Genomic DNA, 20998 nt, shown 5'->3' with positions numbered 1-20998 from the left:
CCTGGTTTGACCGAAGGAGTGGCAATGACCCGTAGTTGGTTGATCGGCGCGATGGAGAGCTACCGCAACGCGGTGGAGCGCGGCCAGCAGCGCTTGTTGGAAGCGCAGCACGAAGCCTGTGTCGGCTGGTGGTCGGCTTTTGCGCCGGCTTATCCGATATCGCAGGGCGATCTGGAGCGCCGGCTGGATGACACCTTGTTGGTGGGCGCCAATCTGTTGCAAGCGCAAGCGGATACTCAGCGCGACTGGATGCTGCTGACCGAGCGCTGGCTGTCCGAGGTAAACCGCGATGTGCAGGCGCGTCTGGACGCGGCCAGCGACGACTCGCCCTCGCTGCACCCGCTGCGGCATGCCTGGCAGGTGGGCAGCCTGTCCGGTTCCGCCTTGTCCAAGGTTTCACGCCAAGTGGGGCATTTCGCCGCCACCAGCCTGTCGTCCACGCCTTTGCGCGCCGCCTGCGACGCGCGGCGCGAGTGGAAGCGGCAGCGTTCCTGACTCCCGGCAAGCCCAAGCGTCGTATGCAATGCCTCAATACTTATTGAGGCATTGTCTTTTTGAGCCGGCCAGCGGCTGCCGGTTTGGCGCTGCTCGTCAATCCACGCCCCGGCTTTTGCCTGATGATTTATTTAATTTTTAATATTAATTGTAATTTTATTTAAGATTTTAATTATTTGATTTTTCCGTTAAATTGCTGATTTATTGCTTTGTTTGCCCTTGGTGAAAACGTGGCGTTTTTTAAGATATATTCGGTTGGAAAGTGGGCGGCTTGGCTTTGGGTGATAAATGGGTGGTGCCAATTTTTATGGAGCGGATTCATGGGGGCGGAAATGCGTGGCGTATTTAAACAATACTGGCTAGATCAAATAAAGGTGCCGGCTTTGTTGAATGTGAATTTGAAAGTGGCCGCAGCCAGATTCACCGTCTTGGCCGGCCCCTCCGGCAGCGGGAAAAGCACGATCCTGCATTTGCTGGGCGGCATGGATCGCCCCGACAGCGGGGATATCGTTATTGCTGGACAAAGCATAGCCGCCTTGAGTGATGACGAACTTAGCGATTTCCGCGCCCGCCATTTGGGCTTTGTATTTCAAAGTTTCAACTTGCTGCCGGTGCTGTCCGCGCTGGAGAACGTGGAATACCCGCTGCACTTGCAAGGCGAATCGGCGGGGCGCCGTAAGGCGCGCGCGCTGGAGATGCTGGCCGAGGTGGGCTTGTTGAAACAGGCGGCGCATCGGCCCGGGCAGCTGTCCGGCGGTCAGCGTCAACGGGTGGCGATTGCGCGTGCGCTGGTGCACAAGCCGGCGCTGGTGTTGGCCGACGAACCCACCGCCAATCTGGACAGCGGCACCGGAGCCTCCATCCTGGCGCTGCTGCGGCGCTTGCAAGGCGAGCGCGGCGTGGCGGTGGTGTTCTCCTCGCACGATCCGCTGGTGATCGCGGCGGCGGACGAATGCTACCAAGTCCGTGACGGAAGAGTCCGCGCACTGGCGGAGGGAGAGGCGCTGGCATGAACGTCCTGCAACTGGCGTGGCGCAATCTGTTGCGCAACCGTCGGCGAACTTGGGCAAGCGTCCTGACCATGGCGGTGGGCATGGCGGGTGTGTTGTTGTTCGGCGGCTATCAGAGAGCGGTCAAGTACGGTTTGGAAACGGCTTTCGTTCGCGAGCTCGGCCATTTGCAGGTGCAGCACAGTGATTATTTGCAATACGGCAGCGGCAATCCGGCTGCCTACGGCATCCGCGACTATCGGCGCATCCAGCGCATGATCGAGTCGGATTCGGTATTGGCGGGCATGTTGGTGACAGTCACACCGACCCTGACCCTGGGCGGCATTGCCGGCTATTACGCTACCGGCGCGTCGCGCACGGTGTTGGCGCAAGGCAGCGAGCCGGCAGGCCAGGATCGTTTGCGGCGCTGGGACGCCCACGGCCTTCGGCAGGCGGCCAAGCCGATGGCCCTGACCGGCAGCAGCCCCAATGCGGTGGTATTGGGCAGCGGCGTTGCCAGAGCCCTGGGGCTGTGCCTGTCCGGTGGCGACCGCGGCTGCACGGCGGCCGTTGTGGAGAGCGAGCGACTGCCGCCGGACCTGGCCGCCTTGACTGGGCCTGCGCGAACCGACGACGGCAAGCGGATCGAACTGCTGACGGCCACGGCTGCCGGCGCGCCCAATGTCGCCCGTTTGCAGGTGCTGGGGGTGGAGCGGCAGGGCGCTCGGGAGTGGGACGATGTCTATGTGGGCTTGCATTTGGCTCAGGCACAGCGGCTGCTGTATGGGGAGGGGGAGCCGATGGTGACGGCGATCCTGCTGCAGTTGAAGAACAGCGGGCAGATTGGGGCGGCGCGCCAGCGGCTGCAACAGTTGTTTCAATCCAGTCTGAGCGAGCAGCCGCTGACGGCTCACGATTTCGCCGCTCTGCAGCCGCTGTACCAGCGGATCGTTGACATGTTCGGCGCCATCTTCGGGTTTATGGCGACGCTCATTGCCAGCGTAACGCTGTTCACCACTGGGAACACCATGAATATGGCGGTGGTGGAGCGCACCCGCGAAATCGGCTCGCTGCGTTCCATCGGCGTGCGACGCAGCGGTATCCAGCGGCTGTTTCTATGCGAGGGCGCCTTGCTGGGGGCGATTGGAGGCCTGGGCGGCCTGCTGCTATCGCTGGGGCTGGCTTGGCTGATCAACCGCGCGGGTCTGAGTTGGCTGCCTCCCGGAGTGGTGGAGCCCAGTCCGATTTTGATCAGGGTCTGGGGCGAGACGCGCATGGTGGCCGCCTGCATGGGGGGAGGGATGGCCGTGGCGCTGCTGTCGTCCTGGTGGCCGTCGCGCCGGGCGGCGCGTTGGAACATCGTAGACGCCTTGAGGCAGACCTGAGCCGGTATGGCGGAAGAGGGAGGGGAACGGAGCATGAAGTGCCCACACATTTTGGGGGTGATCGCGCTTGTTTGGCTGGGGGTGGCCCGGGCGGCGCCGGACGCGCAGCAGATACTGGCCTGGAGCGACGAGGTGCGCAATCCCGGCAAGTCTTTCAGCCTGACGGTGGATTTGCTCAGCTACAAGCAAGGCAAGCCCAGCGACGCCAGCTCCTTGGTGTTGTATTCACGGGCCGATCCGCGGCGCGGCGAGTTTCGCAGCCTGTTGCGCTTTGTCAGCCCCAGCCGCGACGCGGGCAAATTGACCCTGAAAAGCGGCAAGGATTTATGGGTGTTTGACCCCGCGAGCCAGGCCAGCGTGCCGATTTCGCCGCAGCAGCGGCTGTTGGGCCAGGCGGCGAACGGCGATGTGGTGACAGTGAACTGGGCCTTGGACTATCTGGCCACGCTTGTGGCGGAGGAGACCGTGATCGATGGTGATCGCAAGCCGCGCGCCAGCTACAAGCTGCGGCTGAGTGCGCGGCGCTCGGATGTGACTTACCACGCCATTGAGCTATGGGTGGATCGTGACGGCTATCGCAGCCGCAAGGCACAGTTCTACGCCGCCAGCGGTGAGCTGCTGAAAACCGCTTATTACCGCGGTTATCGCCAGGCGCTGGGCCGGGACCGCCCCACGGAAACCGTCATCATCGATGGTCTTAATCCGCAGTGGGTGACGGTGATGCGCAAGAGCGGCTTCGCTTGGCGCGAGGTGCCCGAGGCCTGGCTGCAGCGGGATTATCTGCCGCGCTTCAGGGTGGAGTGAGTGGCGCCGGCCATTCAAATCCGCAGTGGCGCGTCGCCGTCCTCGGCGTCCATGTTGTGCGGTTCGCCCACCAATAGCGGGTCCGCCGCTCTGGCGACGTGCGTGTCCTTGCCTGGGTAGTCCAGCCGGGACAGGAAGTGGCGGATGCAGTTGAGCCGCGCGCGCTTCTTGTCATCGGACTTCACCACCGTCCACGGCGCGTCGCCGGTATGGGTGTGGAAGAAGGTTGCTTCCTTGGCCGCGGTGTAGTCGTCCCATTTGTCCAGCGACTGTATGTCGATAGGCGACAGTTTCCAGTGTTTCAGCGGGTCGTCGCGGCGCGAGATGAAGCGGCGCAGCTGCTCTTCGCGGCTGACCGAGAACCAGAACTTGAACAGGCGGATGCCGCTGTTGACCAGCATGCGCTCCAGCTGCGGCGTCTGGCGCATGAATTCCAGATACTCGTGCGGATGGCAAAAGCCCATGACCCGCTCCACGCCAGCGCGGTTGTACCAGGAGCGGTCGAAGAACACGATCTCGCCCGCGGTGGGCAGGTGTTCGATATAGCGTTGGAAGTACCACTGGCCGCGCTCGCGGTCCGAAGGCTTTTCCAGCGCCACCACGCGCGCGCCGCGCGGGTTCAGGTGTTCCATATAGCGTTTGATGGTGCCGCCCTTGCCGGCGGCGTCGCGGCCTTCGAACAGGATCACGATTTTCTGGCCGCTTTCTTTGACCCAGTTCTGCACTTTCAGCAGCTCGATCTGCAGCGCCTGTTTCTGCTGCTCGTACTCCGGGCGGCGCATCCGCGTGCGGTAAGGATAGCTGGCCGGCAGCTCGGCGCTGACGCTGTCCTCCGCGCTGCCCTGCGGCGCGGCGGCCACTTGCAAGGCCACCGGCTGTTGGCTGACGGTTTCGATGGCTTGCACCGACTCCTGGTGGGCGCGTTCCACATTGGTGCGGCGGTGGGCGGCGGCACGACGCGGCGGCGGCTTGACGGCCGGCGGGGGGGCGTCGGCGACAGCTTCCGAGGGCAGGGGGGCTTGGGGCGGGGTTTTGTCTTGTGTCATGCAAGCTCCTTTGCGGGGGATAAAACCATGCTACTACCATGGAAAACCGGTGTCGATGCGCATTGCTTGGCGTGGATGGCACGCATTTGGCGCCCGTCATGGGCGTTTTGTCGCAAGGCAAAGCTTTTTATGCCGATTTCATGCATATTGATGCCGTTGGATTTGAGCGATGGGGGGAGCTATGTGGGCGGTGGAGTTGAACGGGGTGTCGAAGAGTTATTGGATGGAGCAGGTGCGCGTGCCGGCGCTGGCGGAGGTCAGCCTCAAAGTCTCCTCGGCGCGCTTCACCGTGCTGTCCGGCCAGTCCGGCAGCGGCAAGACCACTTTGCTGAACCTGATCGGCGGTATAGACCGCGCCGATGCCGGCAAGATCATGGTGGCGGATCAGGATTTGGGGGGCTTGAGCGACGACGCGCTCAGCGATTTTCGCGCGCGCCACATCGGTTTCATCTTCCAGAATTTCAATCTGATGCCGGTGCTGTCGGCGTTTGAGAACGTCGAGTACCCGTTGCAATTGCAGGGGGTGCCGGCGCGGCGGCGACGCGAGCGGGTATTGGAGATGCTGGCGGCGGTGGGATTGGCGGACAAGGCTGCGAACCGGCCCGGCCAGCTGTCCGGCGGTCAGCGCCAGCGGGTGGCGATTGCGCGCGCGCTGGTGCACGAACCGGCCTTGGTGCTGGCAGACGAACCCACCGCCAATCTGGACAGCCAGACCGGGGCGTCCATTCTGGCCTTGTTGCGCCAATTGCAGCGCGAACGCCGGGTGGCGGTGGTGTTCTCCTCGCATGATCCGCAGGTGATCGCGGCGGCGGATGACCGCTACCTGGTCAGCGATGGCCGGGTCGGCGCGCTGAACGCAGAGGAGGCCTTGGCGTGAATACCTTGAAGCTGGCCTGGCGCAATCTGCTGCGTAATCGCCGCCGCACCTTGGCGACCTTGTCCACGATGATTATCGGCTTGGTGGCGGTGTTGCTGTTCGGCGGTTACAACCGCACGGTGCAATATGGGCTGCAAACCGGCATGGTGCGCGCCGGCGGCCATCTGCAGGTGCAGCATCGGGATTATTTCCTGTACGGCAGCGGCAACCCCGCCGCTTATGGCATCCGCGATTACCGGACCGTGATGCGGCAGATCGAGAACGACCCGGTGCTGCGGCCGATGTTGACGGTGGTAACTCCCACGTTGAGCTTGGGCGGCATTGCCGGCCATTACGCGGCCGGCGCCTCTCGAACGGTGATCGCCCGCGGCAGCGAAGTGGACGCGCAGAACCGGCTGCGACGCTGGGACGATTATGGCTTCAACGATAAGCGCAAGCCGGTGGCGCTGACCGGCACCACGCCGAACGCGGCGGTGATCGGCACCGGCGTGGCGCGAGTGCTGCAATTGTGCGCGGCGTTCAAGCTCAAGGATTGCGCGCCGCCGCCGGTTCCGGCCGGCGGCGACGATTTGCCGGCCGATCTGGCGGCCTTGTCCGCGGCGGCGCCGCCGGCCGGCGGCCGCGACGATCAGATCGAGCTTTTGGCCGCCACCGCCGCCGGCGCGCCCAATGTGGCCCGCTTGCAAGTGGCCAAGGTGGAGAGCCAAGGCATCAAGGAGCTGGACGATATGTATGTCGGCCTGCATCTGCGCCAGGCTCAGCAGCTGGTGTACGGCCAGGGCGAGCCGATGGCCACCGCCATCGTGCTGCAGCTCAGGCACACCGCGCAGATTCCGGCGGCCGAGGCGCGTTTGCGCCAGCTGTTCGCCACCCGCTTGCGCGGCCAGCCGCTGGCGGCGCACGACTTTGCCACGCTGCAGCCGCAATACGGCCAAATCACCGGCATGTTCGGCACCATTTTCGGCTTTCTGGCGGTGTTGATCGCCTGCGTGGCGCTGTTCACCATAGGCAACACCATGAATATGGTGGTGCTGGAGCGGACAGTGGAGATCGGCACTCTGCGAGCGATGGGGTTGCGCCGCCGCGGCATCCAGCGGCTGTTCCTGTGCGAGGGCTGTCTGCTGGGCCTTGGCGGCGGGGTGCTGGGCATCGCGCTGGCGTTGTTGTTCGCCTGGCTGATCAATCACGCCGGGCTGACCTGGCTGCCGCCGGGGCAGGTGGACCCCAGCCCTATCCTGGTGCGGGTATGGGGCGAGTGGCGGATGATGGCGGTGACCGCCGGCGGTTTGATGGCAATGGCGTTGCTATCGTCGTGGTGGCCGGCGCGGCGCGCGGCCGCGGCCAATATCGTGGAGGCTTTGCGTCATGCGTGACAGGCTTGGAATTTTCAAGAGAGTGAGAACGGTACGCTGGGCCGCGTTGAGCGTTGCCTTGTGGGCGACGACGACGCTGGCGGCGCCCGACGCGCAGACCATCCTGGCCAATAGCGACGCGGTGCGCAATCCGGAGCGCTCCTTCGGGCTGGTGGTGTCCTTGGTCAGTTATAAGGACGGCAAGCAGAACGAGGCCAGCGCGCTGGCGGTGTATTCGCGCGCAGATCCGAAAAGCGGCCAGTTCCGCAGCCTGCTGCGTTTCATCAATCCCAAGCGGGACGCCGGCAAGCTGATGCTCAAAAGCGGCAACGATCTGTGGTTTTTCGATCCGGCGAGCAAGGCCAGCGTGCCGATTTCGCCGCAGCAGCGGCTGCTGGGCCAGGCGGCCAACGGCGACGTGGTCACTGTCAACCTGGCGCTGGATTATCAAGCGGTGCTGGCCGGCGAGGAGACGATACAGGACGGGGACCGCCAGACGCGGCTTTGCTACAAGCTGCGGCTCAGCGCGCGCAATCCCGGCGTCACCTACCACGCGATTGATCTGTGGGTGGACCGCGATGGCTATCGCAGCCGCAAGGCGCAATTCTACGCAGAGAGCGGAAGCCTGCTGAAGACCGCGTACTACCGCGCGTATCAGCCAGTGTTGGGACGAGAGCGCCCGACGGAAACCGTGATCATAGACGGCCTCAATCCGCGCTGGATAACGGTGTTGCGCAACAGCCAGTTCGCTTGGCGCGAGGTGCCGGAAGCTTGGTTGCAACGCGACTATCTGCCGCGTTTTCGGGCCGAATGACGATGCGGAAGCTGGCGCTTGGGTGGTTGCTGCTGGCGTGCGCGGCCGCGCGGGGCGCCGACGCGCCGCTGGACGAGGAAGCGTTGCGCTTGGCCGATCAAACCCGGATGGAGGAAGAGAAGCCGCGTGATCTGAAGCTTCAACTGGAGGCGTCCGCGTTGTCGCCGAGGCCGGGAGACGATAGCCAGCGGCTGTCTTTCGATTTGCGCTGGGACGGCCGCCTGAGCCCGGCCTGGCGCGGCGTGCTGGCCAACCGGCTGGATTGGCGCTTCGCCGGCTCGCCGCAGCGGGACCACGGCGTCAATACCCTGAAAGAGGCCTATCTGAGCCGCGAGTTCGGCGTCGACGCGATGCTGGACTTGGGGCGCGTCAATACCCGCTACGGCGTGGCCGTGGGCTACAACCCCACTGATTTTCTCGGCGCCGGCACCGTGCGCTCGGTGGTGTCGGCGGACCCGGACAGCCTGCGTCAGAACCGTCTCGGCAACGCCATGTTGCGCTGGCAGCGGCTGTGGGATCGGGCTTCCTTGACCGCGATCTGGTCGCCAAAGCTGGGTTCGGGGCCTAATCCGGACGGCGCCAGCCTGGACTGGGGCGCCAGCAATCCCCGACAGCGGCTGCTGCTGGCCGGCAGCTATCGCTTCGCTGAAAACCTGAATCCGCAATGGCTGTTGCTGCAAGAGCAAGGCCGTTCTCCGCAACTGGGCTTCAATGTGTCGCGCGTGCTTGGCAACACCACCGTGGTCTATCTGGAATGGGCCGGCGGGCGGCAGCAGACTACTTGGAGGCAAAGCCTGGGGCTGCCGGATTCTGCTTGGCGCGATCGTCTGGCCGGCGGCCTGACCTGGACCGGCGCCAACAAACTGAGCCTGACCTTGGAGGGGCAGCAGGACGGCGCTGCGCCGGATGGCGATGAATGGCGCGCGCTGCGCGAGAAGCCGGCGCTCTATGGCGCTTATCGGGCTGGAGTCGGCGCAAGCGGCGGCCTGCCCACCCGGCGCGCCGCCTTGCTGCGAGCGCATTGGCAGGACGCGCTGGTGGATGACCTGGATCTGACCGCGATGCGCAGTTTCGACCTGGTGGATCATAGCGGCATGAATTGGGCCGAGGTCCGCTATCACCTGGGCGCGGCGGACCTGGCCTTGCAGTGGCAGCGTTTTGACGGAGCGCCGGACAGCCGTTACGGCGCGAGCCCGGCGCGGCGGGTCTGGCAATTGCTGGTCGACTACTTTTACTGAGGTCGTGAGCCGGCTTGGAGGCGGCTGTCGCGGCGCGGATCGCATGGCGAGCGGCGGGGAAACAAACCATAGTGATGATGAGGCGGAGAGACGCTGCTTGTCGTCGAAACGATCCTGAACAGAGGGGGTGGGCATGGGCATGAGCACGGTGGCCGCGTTGCAAACGTATCTGCGTTCCTGGAACGCGGCGGGCTGCCTGCACGGCGTGGCCGCCGTCTGCCTGGCCGACGGCGAGCGGGTGGCGGTGGCCGGCGGCATGGCCGATCCGGGTTTGGCGGTGGCCAACGAGCCGGACACGGTGTTTCGCATCGGCTCGTTGAGCAAGAGCTTTACCGCCGCCGCGGTACTGCAGCAGGTGGCCCAGGGGCGGCTGGAACTGAGCGACAGCCTGGAGCGGTTTTTTCCCGACTTTCCCAATGCGGCGGGCATCAGCCTGCATCAATTGCTGAATCACAGCGCCGGCACCGCCAACTTCACCAGCGCGGCGGAGTATTGGCCCACGCGGATGCGGTTGGCGCATCGGCCGCAGGAACTGCTTGATTGGGCGCACGCTTTGCCGCCGGCTTGCCCGCCCGGCATTGCCCACGCATACAGCAATACCGGCTATTTATTATTGGCGGCCATTGTGGAGCGGGTGGCGGATCAGGATTTCTCCAGCTATCGGCAGCAGTACCTGTTTCGGCCGCTGGGTCTGGAGCGCACTTTCGTCGACGATGGCCGCGTCATTCTGCCGCAGGCCGCGCGCGGCCTGCATCCCGGAGCGCCGTGGCGCTACGCGGAGCCGATGGACATGTCGGTGGCGTGGGGCGTCTACGATCTGGCCTCCAGCGCGGGTGATCTGTGCCGTTGGCTGGAGGCGCTGCAGCGGGGCGAGGCCTTGCCGGCCAGGCTGGCCTCGCTGATGCTGGACGTGAGCGCTCTGGAGTACGCCTACGGGTTTTACGGGGAGGACTGGGTGCTGGCCGGCCGCCAGTTGCGGCTGGCCCAGCACTTTGGCGACGTCAACGGCTTTTTCTCCTTCATGAGCGTCTTGCCCGGCGGGGGCGGCGTGGTGGTGTTGGCCAATGCCTTCGGCTCGCCGGTGGAGCGCCTGGGACGGGATTTGGCCCGCATCGCCAGCGGAGAGGAGTGGGAAGCCCTGCCGGCGCCGGGGCGGCAGCAGCCGGACGAGCAGTTGTTCGTTCCGGGGCGTTATGAGAGTGGAGATGGCGCTTGGCTGGAGTTGTTTTACAACGAGCACGGCTGCTATGCGCGCAGCCCGCGCCGTTACGGCGTGCCAATCGCCTATCCGCTGACCGTGGAGGCGCAGACGCCGCAACTGGCGCGCAGCGCCGTGCTGCCGGAGACTCTGTTGATTGAGGGCGGAACGCTGCAATGGCGCGACGCCGAGGGGGAGACCAGACGCTTGCGTCGGCAGTAGGCGGTTTGTCCGGCGTAGGGGGCATGGTCTATCGTGAGAACGGACAAAACCAAGCCAGCTTTCGAGTCGAGGCCCAGAATTGACGGATTTTAAACAAGAGGCGGGAAAAGCTCGATTCCGGGCTTTCCTCGCCTCCCTGCCATGGCGCGCGTGGGGGGTGGGGGTTCTGGTGCCCTTGCTGGCCTTGGCCGCGCAGTGGCGGTTTTGGGACTGGATCCACCCATACGTCTGGTTCCTGTTCTATCCCGCGGTCTTCGTATCCGCCATGCTGGGCGGGCTGACTGGCGGTCTGGTCGCCACCGTCTTGTCGACTTTGCTGGTCTGGTATCTGTTCATGCCCCCGCAGTGGAGCTTCGTCATTATCCGGACGTCCGATGCCGCCTCAATTGCCTTGTTCGCCTTGTGCGGCTTGATGTTTAGCCTGTTCAGCCAGCGTCTCATCAGTCGCCGCTCGCGTTGGGCGGAGAATGAACTGGCGCGCCAGCAAGCTTTATTGCACGCCATCATCAACAACTCCACCGCGGTCATCTTCGTCAAGGACATGCATGGCCGCTATCTGCTGGTCAATCAACGCTATCCGGATTTGTTCCATATCAGCGTAGAGGCCATGCGCGGTCTGCGCGACGAGGACTTGTTCCCGCCCGATGTGGTGGCCAAGTTGCGCGAGGCCGATCTGGAAGTGCTGAACACCGGTCAGGCGCGCGAATACGAGGAAACCGTGCCGCACGACGATGGCCCGCATACTTACTTGGTGTACAAATTTCCCTTGTTCGACGCCGAGGGGCGCGCCTACGCGGTGTGCGGCATCGCGTCGGACATCAGCGCGCGCAAGCGCGCCGAAGCGGAGCAGGGGAAGCGCGAGCAATTGCTGCAGGAAATGAGCGCCATCGCCCGGGTGGGCGGCTGGTGGTTTGATCCCGCAAGCGGGGACTGCGGCTGGACCTCGGAAGTGGCCCGCATCCATGACCTGCCGGCCGATGCTCCGGCCAACACCTGCATTGGGTTGGATTTTTTCCATGGGGAGGATCGCCGGCGGATAGAGGAAGCGGTGCGCCGCGTCGTGACGGAGGCCGAGCCCTATGATCTGGAGCTGCAATTGCTCAGCGCCACCGGCCGGCGCAAGTGGGTGAGAGTGTCCGGGAGACCGGTGTTGGCGGGCGGCAAGGTGGTGTCGGTGCGGGGCGCAATGCAGGACGTGTCCGACCGAAAAGCCATGGAAACCGCTCTGTTGGAAAGCGAGGAAAGACTATCGCTGTTCATCGAACACGCCCCGGCGGCGCTGGCGATGTTCGATCGCAATATGCGTTATCTGGCGGCCAGCCGTCGCTGGCTGGACGATTACCAACTGGACGGCCAGGACATCATCGGCCGATCCCACTACGAGGTATTCCCGGAGATCCCCGACGCTTGGCGGGAAATTCATCGCCGGGCGCTGGCCGGGGAGGTGGTGCGCGAAGAGGAAGACCGCTTTCTGCGTCAGAACGGCGCGGCGCAGTGGCTGTGTTGGGAAGTGCGGCCATGGCACGCGCGAGACGGCGCCATCGGGGGGATTGTGATCTTCACCGAGGACATCTCCGCGCGCAAATCCGTTGAAGAAGAGCGTCACCAGTTGGCGGAGGCGCTGGATCAGTCGGCGCAGCCGGTGGTGATGACCGATGCATCCAAGAATATCCTGTACGTCAACGCCGCGTTTGGCGAGTTGATGGGGTATTCGATCGGCGAACTGCTGGGCACCTCGATCTCACGCTTCATTCCGGACGATCCGGTTAGCCGGGAGGAGCGGGCGGCGCTGGAGCAGCAGGTGAAACAGCAGGGACGCTGGACCGGCGAGCAGGCGCGGGTCGCCAGCAACGGCGAAATCATTCCGGTTTACGCCTGCGTCACCGCCATGCACGATCTGTCCGGCACGTTCTGCGGCTTTTTCGGCACCTATAACGATTTGCGGCCGCTGCGCGAAAAAACCCAGGCCTTGGCCAGCGCCGAAGCGCGCTATCGCAGCGTGTTGGATCATGCCGCAGATGCCGTGTTGGTGGCGGATGCGGAGGGGCGCTATCAATACGCCAACCTGCAGGCCTGTCAGTTGCTGGGTTATGACGAGCCGGAAATCCTGGCGATGCGGGTGGGCGATTTCAGCGCGGGCTCCGCGGCGGATAATGCGCAGTCTTTGTTCCAGCGCTTGCTGTCCAACGAGCAGTTGAGCGCCGAGATGCTGCTGCGGCGCAAGGACGGCGCCGAGGTGCCGGTGGAGGTGAACGCGATCCGCCTGCCGGATGGCGGGGTCTACGGCGCTTTCCGCGACATTACCTTGCGGCGGCAGGCGGCGGAGCGGATTCGCCAGCTGTCCATGGCGGTGGAGCAGAGTCCGGAGAGCATCGTCATCACCGATCTGGAAACGCGGATTGAATACGTCAACGAAGCGTTTGTCCGCAATACCGGTTACAGCCGGGAAGAGGTGATGGGGCAGACGCCCAATCTGCTCAAGTCCGGCCTGACTCCAGCGGACACCTATGCGGAGCTGTGGAGCGCGCTGCGGGCCGGTCAGCCATGGAAAGGCGAACTGTTCAACCGGCGCAAGGACGGCAGCGATTACGTCGACTTCGCCCACATCTCGCCTATCCGTCAACCGGACGGCAGGATCAGTCATTACCTGTCCTTGCAAGAGGATATCACCCAGAAAAAGCGGCTGGCCATGGAGCTGGATCAGCACCGTCATCACCTGGAAGAACTGGTGGCGGTGCGCACCGCGGAGGTGCGCGCCACCAGCGCCAAGCTGCAAACCACCCAGTTCGCCATGGACAGCGTGGGCATCGGCATCCACTGGGTGGATGCGGCGAGCGGGCGGCTGATCTACGTCAACCGTTACGCGGCGGAGCTGCTGGGCTACGGCGTCGATGAGATGTTGAGGCTGAACGTATCGGACATCGTGCCCAATACCACGCCCGAAATCTACGCGCACACCGTGGAGCGCCTGCGGCAGCAAAGCCGGGCGCAGTTCGAAACCCAGCAACGAACCCGGGACGGGCGGCTGGTGGCAGTGGAAATGACGGTGTACTACCTGCCGGACAGGCCGGGAGGCTCGGACAAAATCATCGGCTTCGTCACCGACATCACCCGGCGTAAGGAGACCGAGCAGGCCCTGGTGCGCGCTAAGGAAGACGCGGAGGCGGCCAATCTGGCCAAGAGCGCCTTCGTCGCCAATATGAGCCATGAAATCCGCACGCCCTTGAACGCCATCATCGGTTTCACCCATTTGCTGATGCGCACCCAGCCGCGGCCGGAGCAGCAGGCCAAGCTGGAAAAAGTGCTGGTGGCCAGCGGGCATCTGCTTGGCATCATCAACGACATTCTGGACCTGTCCAAGATCGAAGCCGGCAAGTTGTCGCTGGAGCGGACCGACTTTTCCATCGGCGCGCTGTTCGATCACGTGCGTTCCCTGATCGACGAGCCGGCGCAGGCCAAGGGTTTGCGCGTGGAGATCGATTACGCCGGCGTGCCGCCGTGTCTGCGTGGCGATTCCACCCGCTTGCGCCAGGCTTTGCTCAATTACGCGGGCAACGCGGTCAAATTCACCGAGCGGGGAACGATCACCATGCGTGCGCGGCTGTTGCGGAGCGAAGGCGAGCGCCTGCTGCTGCGTTTCGAGGTGCGCGACACCGGCATCGGCATTCCCGCCGACAAACTGGCCAGCCTGTTTCAGGCGTTTCAGCAGGCGGACGATTCCACCACCCGCAAATACGGCGGCACCGGCCTGGGTTTGGCGATTACCCAGCGCCTGGCCGCGTTGATGGGCGGCGAAGTGGGCGCGGAAAGCCAAGAGGGGCACGGCAGCGTGTTTTGGCTGACCGCCTGGCTGACGGAGGGGGACAGCGTTGCCGCCGAGCCGGCCGGCGTGGAGCCTGACAAGGTTGAGGCCGAATTACGGCTGCGCGCGGACGCGAGGGTGTTGGTAGTGGAGGACGACCTCATCAATCAGGAAGTGGCGCTCTGGCTGTTGGACAGCGTTGGTCTGAAGGCCGAGCTGGCGCGCAACGGCCGGGAGGCCGTGGAGCGCGCCGCCGCCGGAGTATACGATCTGGTGCTGATGGACGTGCAGATGCCGGAACTGGACGGATTGGAGGCGACGCGTCGGATCCGGGCTTTGCCGCGCTGGGAGCACATCCCTATCCTGGGCATGACCGCCAACGCTTTCGAAGAGGACCGCCAACGCTGTCTGGCTGCCGGCATGAATGACTTCGTGGCAAAGCCGGTGGACCCGGAGCAACTGTTCGGATTGCTGTTGAAATGGCTGCCGTCGCTTGCGCCGCCTGGGATCATGCCGCCCGATCCGCCGCCGGTCGCCGGGCGACGCGAGCAGTTGATGGGCCTGCCCGGTGTGGATCTGGCGGCGGGCCTGCGCACCGTTGGGAACGATCTGGAGCGTTTTGAACGTTTGCTGCGCAAGTTCGCGGACCTTCATCGCAACGACGCGGCCAAGTTGGAGGACGCGGCGCGCGCGGAAGAAAGCGAGGAGGCGTGCCGCATCGCCCACTCGCTGAAAGGGGCCGCAGGGTCCTTGGGGCTGATCCGCGTTCAGGCCCAGGCCGCCGCGCTGGAAGCCGCTTTGAGACAAGGGCGGGCCGAAGACGCGACCCCGGCCCGCATCCAGACCTTGGGCCGCGAACTGACCGCCTTGTGCACGGCATTGGACGCATTGCCGGCTATGGCATAAGCGAGGCATGTTCTCGACTTTTAATGCAACTTGACGCTGCTTATTCAGTCAATCAATAGCATGAAGTCATCATTTTCCGATGACTGGCGGGCCAGACCGGCTGCCGGTCGGGCGCGAAGAGCCAGCCTGGCCCCGATGCATCGAGGACGCGGAAGGTTTCACTAAATGAATATCCCTTTAGGCATTATCGAAGGCTTCTACGGCAAGCCATGGAATTGGGCGCAGCGCGAACTGCTGGTCACCACGCTGGCGGCGCACGGCTATCGTTTCTATCTGTACGCGCCGAAAGCGGACGCGTATCTGCGCCGCGAGTGGCAACAGAACTACCCGGCGGAGCAGGAGGCGCGGTTAGCGGCGTTCGCCGTTCATTGCCAGCGGCAGGAAGTCAGCTTCGGCATGGGGCTCAGCCCCTACGAAGCGTATCTGAACTTCAACGACGACGCCCGCCGGGCGCTAGCGCGCAAGCTGGAGCAAATGCAGCGCATCGGCATCCGCCAATTGGCCATCCTGTTCGACGATATGCGCGGCGACTTGCCTGATCTGGCGGAGCGCCAGGCGGAGATCGTCGCCTGGGTGCGCCAGCGCTGCGAAGTGGAACGCTTGCTGGTTTGCCCCAGCTACTACTCCAGCGACCCGGTACTGGACCGGGTGTTCGGCCAGCGTCCCGCCGGTTATCTGCAGCAACTGGGCCAGTGGCTAGCGCCGGACATCGACATTTTCTGGACCGGCGAGGAGGTGTGCTCCCGTGAAATCTCGCCTGGACATTTGCTGCAAGTGGGCAAATGGCTGGGCCGCAAGCCGGTGCTGTGGGACAACTACCCGGTGAACGACGGCGCGCGGATGTCGCAATACCTGCATGTGCGAGGTTTCACCGGCCGGTCCGCGGCCAACGCCGAGCTGCTGGCGGCGCACGGGATTAATCCGGCGCAGCAAGCCGCGCTCAGCCTGATTCCCGCGTTGACGCTGGCGGACAGCTACAGGCTGGGGCCGCGCTATCAATACGGCGCTTCGATGCGCCGCGCCGCCCAGGTGGTGGCCGGGGAGGAACTGGCCGACATGTTGTGGCGGGATTTGCTTACCTTGCAAGACGTGGGGCTGGATCAGCTGGGCGAGCGCGCCGTAGCGCTGCGCGCGCGTTACGCGGCGGTGGATCATCCCTGCGCGCGGGAGGTGGTGGCCTGGCTGGATGGAGAGTATCGGATCAGCGAGCTTGAGGTGCAGACTCAGTAGGAAGGCTACTTTGCGTTACATGCCTTTACAACTGACTCACAGACGGGGGCGAGCCGGGACGCCTAGGATACGCAGCAAGGAAACACCAAAGCCCCGGCGTCACGGCAGCTCTTGAGCAGACGGACGCCCCCTGACCCGACTGGAGAATGTCACCATGAAAAAACTGAGCCTGATTGTACTGTCCGCCGCTTTCGCCCTGAGCTCCGCCGCCGGCTTCGCCGCCGAAGCCGCCAAGCCGGCTTCCGCCCCGGTTGCCAAAGCCGCGCCCGCCGCCAAGAAAGCGCAGCACAAGGCCGTGAAGAAGCACGCTTCCGCCCCGGCGCAGAAAGCGCAAGCCGCCAAGGCGGAAGCCTCCGCCCCGGCCAAGGCCGCCAAGAAGCCGGCTCAGCACAAGAAGCACGCCGCCAAGAAAGCCCACAAGCAGGCTGCTTCGGCTCCGGCTCAAAAGGCTCAAGCCGCCAAGGCGGAAGCCTCCGCTCCGGCCAAGGCCGCCAAGAAGCCGGCTCAGCACAAGCAGCACGCCGCCAAGAAAACCCACAAGAAAGCCGCGGCTTCCGCAGCCAAGTAAGCTGAAGAACGAGGGCGCGCGCAGCGCGGCCCAAACGGGGATGAAGGGAGGCCGAGGCCTCCCTTTTTTGCGTGCTTAGAAGTTGTTTACGATCTCGCGAGCAAGGGCGAGACAAGACGAAAACGGCTGAAAAAGCAGAGCGTGCACAGGGTACATGAGCATTTCGAAGCGGTTTTTACCCCGGTATCGCCGACGCGCAGCAGATTGTAAACAGGTTCTTAGCCGGCGGCCGGGGTGACGGCGGGCTCCTGCACGATATTGAGCAGCGGCGCGCGCGGGTCGGGCCGCTCCAGCCAGAAGCGGCGCTCCAATTCCGCGGCCGGCAGAGGCCTGCAAAATAGGTACCCTTGCAGGGTATCGCAGAACATATAAGTCAAGGCGGTGGCTTGTTCATCGGTTTCCACGCCTTCCGCCACCACTTTGAGCTGCAGGGAATGGGCCAGCGCAATGATGGCGCCGGTCAAAGTCATCGCGTCCGGATCTTCCAGCATTGCGCGCACGAAGGACTGGTCGATCTTCAGCTCCTGGGTTGGCAGCTTGGCCAGGTAGGAGAGCGAGGAGTAGCCGGTGCCGAAATCGTCGATGGAAATGCCCACCAGCATGTCGCGGATGCGGCGCAGCGTTTCGCCGCAAGTATCCAGGTTGTCCAGCACCACGGTTTCAGTGATTTCGATGTCGACGCCCGGCACGGCGGCGCCTTCGCTCAGGGCTTTTTGCAGCTGTTCGGAGAAGTCTGCCTGCCGTAATTGCAGCGGCGAAACGTTGACCGCGATGCGCGGCGCCGGATAGCCGGCTTGCTGCCAGCGCAGATGGTCGCGCGCGGCTTGCCGCAGCGCCCAGGCGCCCACCTCCAGAATCAGGCCGGTTTCTTCCAGCAAGGGGATGAACTGCGCCGGCGATACCAGGCCGCGCTCCGGGCTCTGCCAGCGCAACAGCGCTTCCACGCCTATGATCTGCCGCGACACCGCGTCCACTTTGGGCTGGTAGTGAAGCACGAACTCCTGTCGCTCCAGCGCCAAACGCAGCCGATTTTCCAGCTCCAGCGTCACGGCGGCGCGTTCGCTCATCTCCTGGCGGTAGAACAGATAGCGCTCATTGGTGTTTTGCGCCAGTTTGAGCGCGGCTTCCGCCTTCTCCAGCAGGCTTTCCGCGTTGTCGCCGTCTTCCGGAAAGGTGGCGATGCCGAATTTGGCGGAAACGCGCAGCTGCTTGTCCAGGATGGCGATGGGCTGGGCGACGCAGCGTTCTTGCAATTGCATGACTTGTCGCGCGATGTCCTCCTCGCTTTTGACCTCGGGGATCATCAGCGCGAAACGGTCTATCTTGACGCAGGCCAGCAGCCGGGCTTCCTCGGTAAACGATTCCAGCCGCGCCGCCAGCAGGCGCAGCACTTGGTCGCCGGCCCAGCGGCCATAGACGTCATTGATGGATTTGAAGTGCTCAATGTCGAGGAAGATCACCGCCAGACGGCGTTGTTCATGATGGCTGGAGCTGATTTGCTGCGCCAGGCGCTCGTGGAACAGGCTGCGGTTGGCCAGGCCAGTCAATTCGTCGTAGTAGGACAGAAAATGCAGCCGTTCCTCTTTTTCGATGTGGTCCAGCGCAAAAGCGATGTCGCCGGCCAGTTCGGATAGCAGCTGCATTTCTTCGTGATCGAAGACGTTGGCCTCGTTGGAGCACAGCGTCAACGAGGCGGCGTGTTGTCCGGGCAGCGGCAAGGGCAGGCAGGCCAGCGAACGGATGCCTTGCGCCAGCAATTGTTCGCGCGCCGTGTAGGGCAGCGGCGCGCCAAGCTGATTGCAGACGAGGTTGCCGCCGCTGTTGATGGCGACGGCGGACAACTGCAGCAGCGCCTCTGGGTCGGGTGACGGTTCCGCTTGCCCTTGCAGCGCGGCGAGGCGGTGTTGGCCGTCGCTCTGGTCCATCAAGCTGATCCAGACCATTTTGAACGCGCCGCTATGGGTGGCGATGCGGCAGGTTTCCTGGAACAGTTCCTGGCGGTCGTGGCAGCGCACGATCAGCATATTGATGCCGCTGAGGATGGCGTAGACGCGGTTGAGCCGTTCTATGCGCAGCCGCAGCAAGGAGTGCTGCAGGGTGATGGCTAGTTGTTGGGCGAAGGCCCGCGAAACCTCCAGATGTTCAAAGTCGTGGCGGGCGATGGTCTGAAAAGCGAGGTTCAGGGACCCCAGCAACTGTCCTTCCGCCATCAGCGGCAGCCGCAGATAGGCGCGCACGCCGTGGCTGCGCAGCCATTTGACCAGCGCGGGCGGTTGCGCCTGCGTGGCGATGTCGTGCATGAAGCTGGGCTCGCCGCGTTTGAGCTGCTCCAGGTCGCTTAAACCAAAGCTGGAGAAGGGGAAGCGGCTGTCGATCGGGATTTCGTCTTTGGCGTCGCATTCCAGCGCCAAAAAGATGATTTCCTCGTGTCGCCAGTCGAACACCGTGGCTGACGCGCCCCAGAACGGCACCAGTTGCGCCAGCATGCGCAGCGCTTCCTGCGCGGTTTGCTTCGGGCTGGCGGCGGACAGCAGGGTGAGCCCCATATCGCGCAGCGACTCCAATTGTTGGCTGTGGCGTTTGAGTTTCTGTTCCGTTTTCAGGCGCTCGGTGATGTCGCGCATGATGGCGGTGTAGTATTTCTGGCCGCCCACCTCAAGCTGGGATACCGAGGCTTCCGCATAGAACTCGCTGCCGTCAGCGCGCAGGCCGCGTACCCCGCCGGCCGGCGCAAGACGGCGGCTGATCGGGCCGTTCCAGCCGAAATCGCGAATCAGCCGCGCGTGGTGGGAACGAAAGGATTCCGGCACCAGCATGTCGACCCGTTGACCCAGCACTTGCTCGGCTCGGTAGCCGAAGGCTCGTTCCGCGGCGGGATTGAACAAGATGATGTTCAAATCGGCGTCGATGGTGACGATGGCGTCCATCGCAGTGTCGATGATGCCGGCGCGTTGCATTTCGCTGAGGCGGATGGCGGCTTCGTGAGCTTGCAGCTGGTCCAGCATGTGATTGAACTGGCGAGACACCGTGCGCAGTTCGCGTGGCCCCAGTTCCTGCGCCCGCGCCTGCGAGGCGCCGCTGGCCACGGCTTGCGCCGTCTCCGCCAGCTGTCTTGCAGGGCGGGTCAGCGCGCGGCTGAAGCTTTGCGCCAGCAAGCCGCAGAGCAGCAAGGTGGCGATGCTGCTGGCGGCGCCCCAGCGCAGGCGGTTGTAGTAAGACGCGAAGACATCCTGTTCCGGCAAGGCGGCGATGATCAGCCAGTCGGCTTGGGAGAACTTGCGATAGGAGTAGAGGCGCGACACGCCGTCGCGGCCGACGCCCAGTTCGAAGCCGGAGGCGTTGCCGCGGATGCGCGAGATGGTGCGGACGACATTGGACGAGGTTTTGCCGTGCCAGAGCGAGGGGTCCGGATAGCGCAGCAAAAAGGCCGCTTGCGAACTGAGCACCGCGATGGTCAGTTTGCGGTCCAGCGTGGCCGGCAGCACGTGCGACTGCAGCGCCAGCAGATCCAGTTGCAGTGTCAGCAGCCCCACGCGGCGGCCTTGTTCATCGCGCACTGGATAACTGGGCATGATGATCCAGCGGCGGGTAGCGGGCTCTTGCAGCGGTTCGCTGAGCATCAGCCCTGGGGCGTCCAGCGCGCGGGAGAACCATCCATGGTTGGGCGGGGGCGCGTGCATGGCGGGGTTTTGCGCATGGCGGCAGACCGGCTGCCCCGCGGCGTTGCTGAGCGTTAGCTGGGTGATGGAGGGAAAACTCAGCGTGAGATCGTGATAGGCGTCGGCGCATTCGGCGGGGTTGAGCCGGCGCAACGGCGGCCGTTGACTAAGCTGCGCCAGCAGCCGTTCCAGTTCGACGATCTTGTCCGCCAGGGTTTGATCCACTTGGTTGGCCACGATGCGGGTTTGCATTTGCGCGGCGTCGCGCAGATCGCGGGCGGATTCATAGGCGCCGATGCCAATCAGCACGGCGGCGGGAAGGAGGCAGGCCAGTGCGAACAGCAGTAATTGAGTTCGCAGGCCCAGCCCGCTGACGGCGGACAGAGTGCGGTTTAGGCCTGCGCGCATGTGGC

The 20998-nt window shown here is 64.2% G+C and carries 14 protein-coding genes; 12 read left to right on the top strand and 2 right to left on the bottom strand.

All coding sequences use genetic code 11. The features are described from left to right. Window positions 1-24 precede the first annotated feature (24 nt). From DXT74_RS18385 to DXT74_RS18370, 4 genes are all read left to right on the top strand, one after another. The gene (locus tag DXT74_RS18385) at window positions 25-495 is read left to right on the top strand and encodes a hypothetical protein (protein ID WP_019104524.1); all 471 of its coding nucleotides are present in this window, start codon (window positions 25-27) and stop codon (window positions 493-495) included. A gap of 374 nt (window positions 496-869) precedes the next feature. Further along, a complete protein-coding gene (locus tag DXT74_RS18380; protein WP_231138220.1) occupies window positions 870-1508 on the top strand; it encodes an ABC transporter ATP-binding protein in 639 nt (212 codons plus the stop codon). Further along, window positions 1505-2869 (top strand): ABC transporter permease, encoded by a 1365-nt coding sequence (locus DXT74_RS18375; protein ID WP_194426708.1) that lies wholly within the window; start codon window positions 1505-1507, stop codon window positions 2867-2869. Before DXT74_RS18380 ends, DXT74_RS18375 begins: the two co-directional genes overlap by 4 nt. Window positions 2870-2902: 33 nt before the next feature. Next, on the top strand, window positions 2903-3673 hold the full coding sequence (locus DXT74_RS18370; protein ID WP_194426707.1) for an outer membrane lipoprotein-sorting protein: 771 nt from the start codon (window positions 2903-2905) through the stop codon (window positions 3671-3673). Window positions 3674-3687: 14 nt separating this feature from the next. Here DXT74_RS18370 and ppk2 read toward each other — a convergent pair whose 3' ends face one another. Then, window positions 3688-4539 carry a polyphosphate kinase 2 gene (ppk2, locus tag DXT74_RS18365; RefSeq protein ID WP_196783918.1) on the bottom strand — a complete coding sequence of 284 codons (852 nt, stop codon included), beginning with the start codon at window positions 4537-4539 and terminating at the stop codon, window positions 3688-3690. A gap of 349 nt (window positions 4540-4888) precedes the next feature. On the opposite strand from ppk2, the gene DXT74_RS18360 reads away from it, so the two are divergent. The 8 genes from DXT74_RS18360 (at window position 4889) to DXT74_RS18325 (ending at window position 16926) form a co-directional block, all read left to right on the top strand. Then, the gene (locus DXT74_RS18360) at window positions 4889-5596 is read left to right on the top strand and encodes an ABC transporter ATP-binding protein (protein ID WP_231138219.1); all 708 of its coding nucleotides are present in this window, start codon (window positions 4889-4891) and stop codon (window positions 5594-5596) included. Beyond that, window positions 5593-6969, top strand: coding sequence for an ABC transporter permease (locus DXT74_RS18355; protein ID WP_194426705.1), 1377 nt, complete (start codon window positions 5593-5595; stop codon window positions 6967-6969). Before DXT74_RS18360 ends, DXT74_RS18355 begins: the two co-directional genes overlap by 4 nt. A gap of 22 nt (window positions 6970-6991) precedes the next feature. Beyond that, on the top strand, window positions 6992-7762 hold the full coding sequence (locus tag DXT74_RS18350; protein WP_231138218.1) for an outer membrane lipoprotein-sorting protein: 771 nt from the start codon (window positions 6992-6994) through the stop codon (window positions 7760-7762). Window positions 7763-7764: 2 nt separating this feature from the next. Further along, complete coding sequence (locus tag DXT74_RS18345; protein WP_194426704.1) at window positions 7765-9000, top strand: hypothetical protein; 1236 nt, start codon at window positions 7765-7767, stop codon at window positions 8998-9000. 133 nt (window positions 9001-9133) lie between these two features. Further along, a complete protein-coding gene (locus DXT74_RS18340) occupies window positions 9134-10420 on the top strand; it encodes a serine hydrolase (RefSeq protein WP_194426703.1) in 1287 nt (428 codons plus the stop codon). A 157-nt stretch (window positions 10421-10577) separates the two neighbouring features. After that, a complete protein-coding gene (locus tag DXT74_RS18335; protein WP_194426702.1) occupies window positions 10578-15128 on the top strand; it encodes a PAS domain S-box protein in 4551 nt (1516 codons plus the stop codon). Between the two features lie 165 nt (window positions 15129-15293). After that, window positions 15294-16358 (top strand): beta-N-acetylglucosaminidase domain-containing protein, encoded by a 1065-nt coding sequence (locus tag DXT74_RS18330; protein ID WP_194426701.1) that lies wholly within the window; start codon window positions 15294-15296, stop codon window positions 16356-16358. Window positions 16359-16512: 154 nt separating this feature from the next. Further along, window positions 16513-16926, top strand: a complete 414-nt coding sequence (locus DXT74_RS18325) for a hypothetical protein (protein ID WP_043633721.1) — start codon at window positions 16513-16515, stop codon at window positions 16924-16926. Window positions 16927-17144: 218 nt separating this feature from the next. Here the strand turns inward: DXT74_RS18325 and DXT74_RS18320 are convergent, their stop codons facing one another. After that, complete coding sequence (locus DXT74_RS18320; RefSeq protein WP_194426700.1) at window positions 17145-20993, bottom strand: EAL domain-containing protein; 3849 nt, start codon at window positions 20991-20993, stop codon at window positions 17145-17147. Window positions 20994-20998 lie beyond the last annotated feature (5 nt).

The organism is Chromobacterium sp. Rain0013, assembly GCF_015291765.1.
In the GTDB taxonomy this organism is placed as follows: Bacteria; Pseudomonadota; Gammaproteobacteria; order Burkholderiales; family Chromobacteriaceae; genus Chromobacterium; species Chromobacterium haemolyticum.
This window is presented reverse-complemented; position numbering and strand designations above follow the sequence as displayed.

Bases quoted from the DNA above. Each gene is read 5' to 3' on its own strand.
- DXT74_RS18385 (WP_019104524.1), top strand. From the start codon at position 25: ATGACCCGTAGTTGGTTGATCGGCGCGATGGAGAGCTACCGCAACGCG.
- DXT74_RS18375 (WP_194426708.1), top strand. From the start codon at position 1,505: ATGAACGTCCTGCAACTGGCGTGGCGCAATCTGTTGCGCAACCGTCGG.
- DXT74_RS18370 (WP_194426707.1), top strand. From the start codon at position 2,903: ATGAAGTGCCCACACATTTTGGGGGTGATCGCGCTTGTTTGGCTGGGG.
- DXT74_RS18360 (WP_231138219.1), top strand. From the start codon at position 4,889: ATGGGGGGAGCTATGTGGGCGGTGGAGTTGAACGGGGTGTCGAAGAGT.
- DXT74_RS18345 (WP_194426704.1), top strand. From the start codon at position 7,765: ATGCGGAAGCTGGCGCTTGGGTGGTTGCTGCTGGCGTGCGCGGCCGCG.
- DXT74_RS18340 (WP_194426703.1), top strand. From the start codon at position 9,134: ATGGGCATGAGCACGGTGGCCGCGTTGCAAACGTATCTGCGTTCCTGG.
- DXT74_RS18330 (WP_194426701.1), top strand. From the start codon at position 15,294: ATGAATATCCCTTTAGGCATTATCGAAGGCTTCTACGGCAAGCCATGG.
- DXT74_RS18325 (WP_043633721.1), top strand. From the start codon at position 16,513: ATGAAAAAACTGAGCCTGATTGTACTGTCCGCCGCTTTCGCCCTGAGC.
- DXT74_RS18320 (WP_194426700.1), bottom strand. From the start codon at position 20,993: ATGCGCGCAGGCCTAAACCGCACTCTGTCCGCCGTCAGCGGGCTGGGC.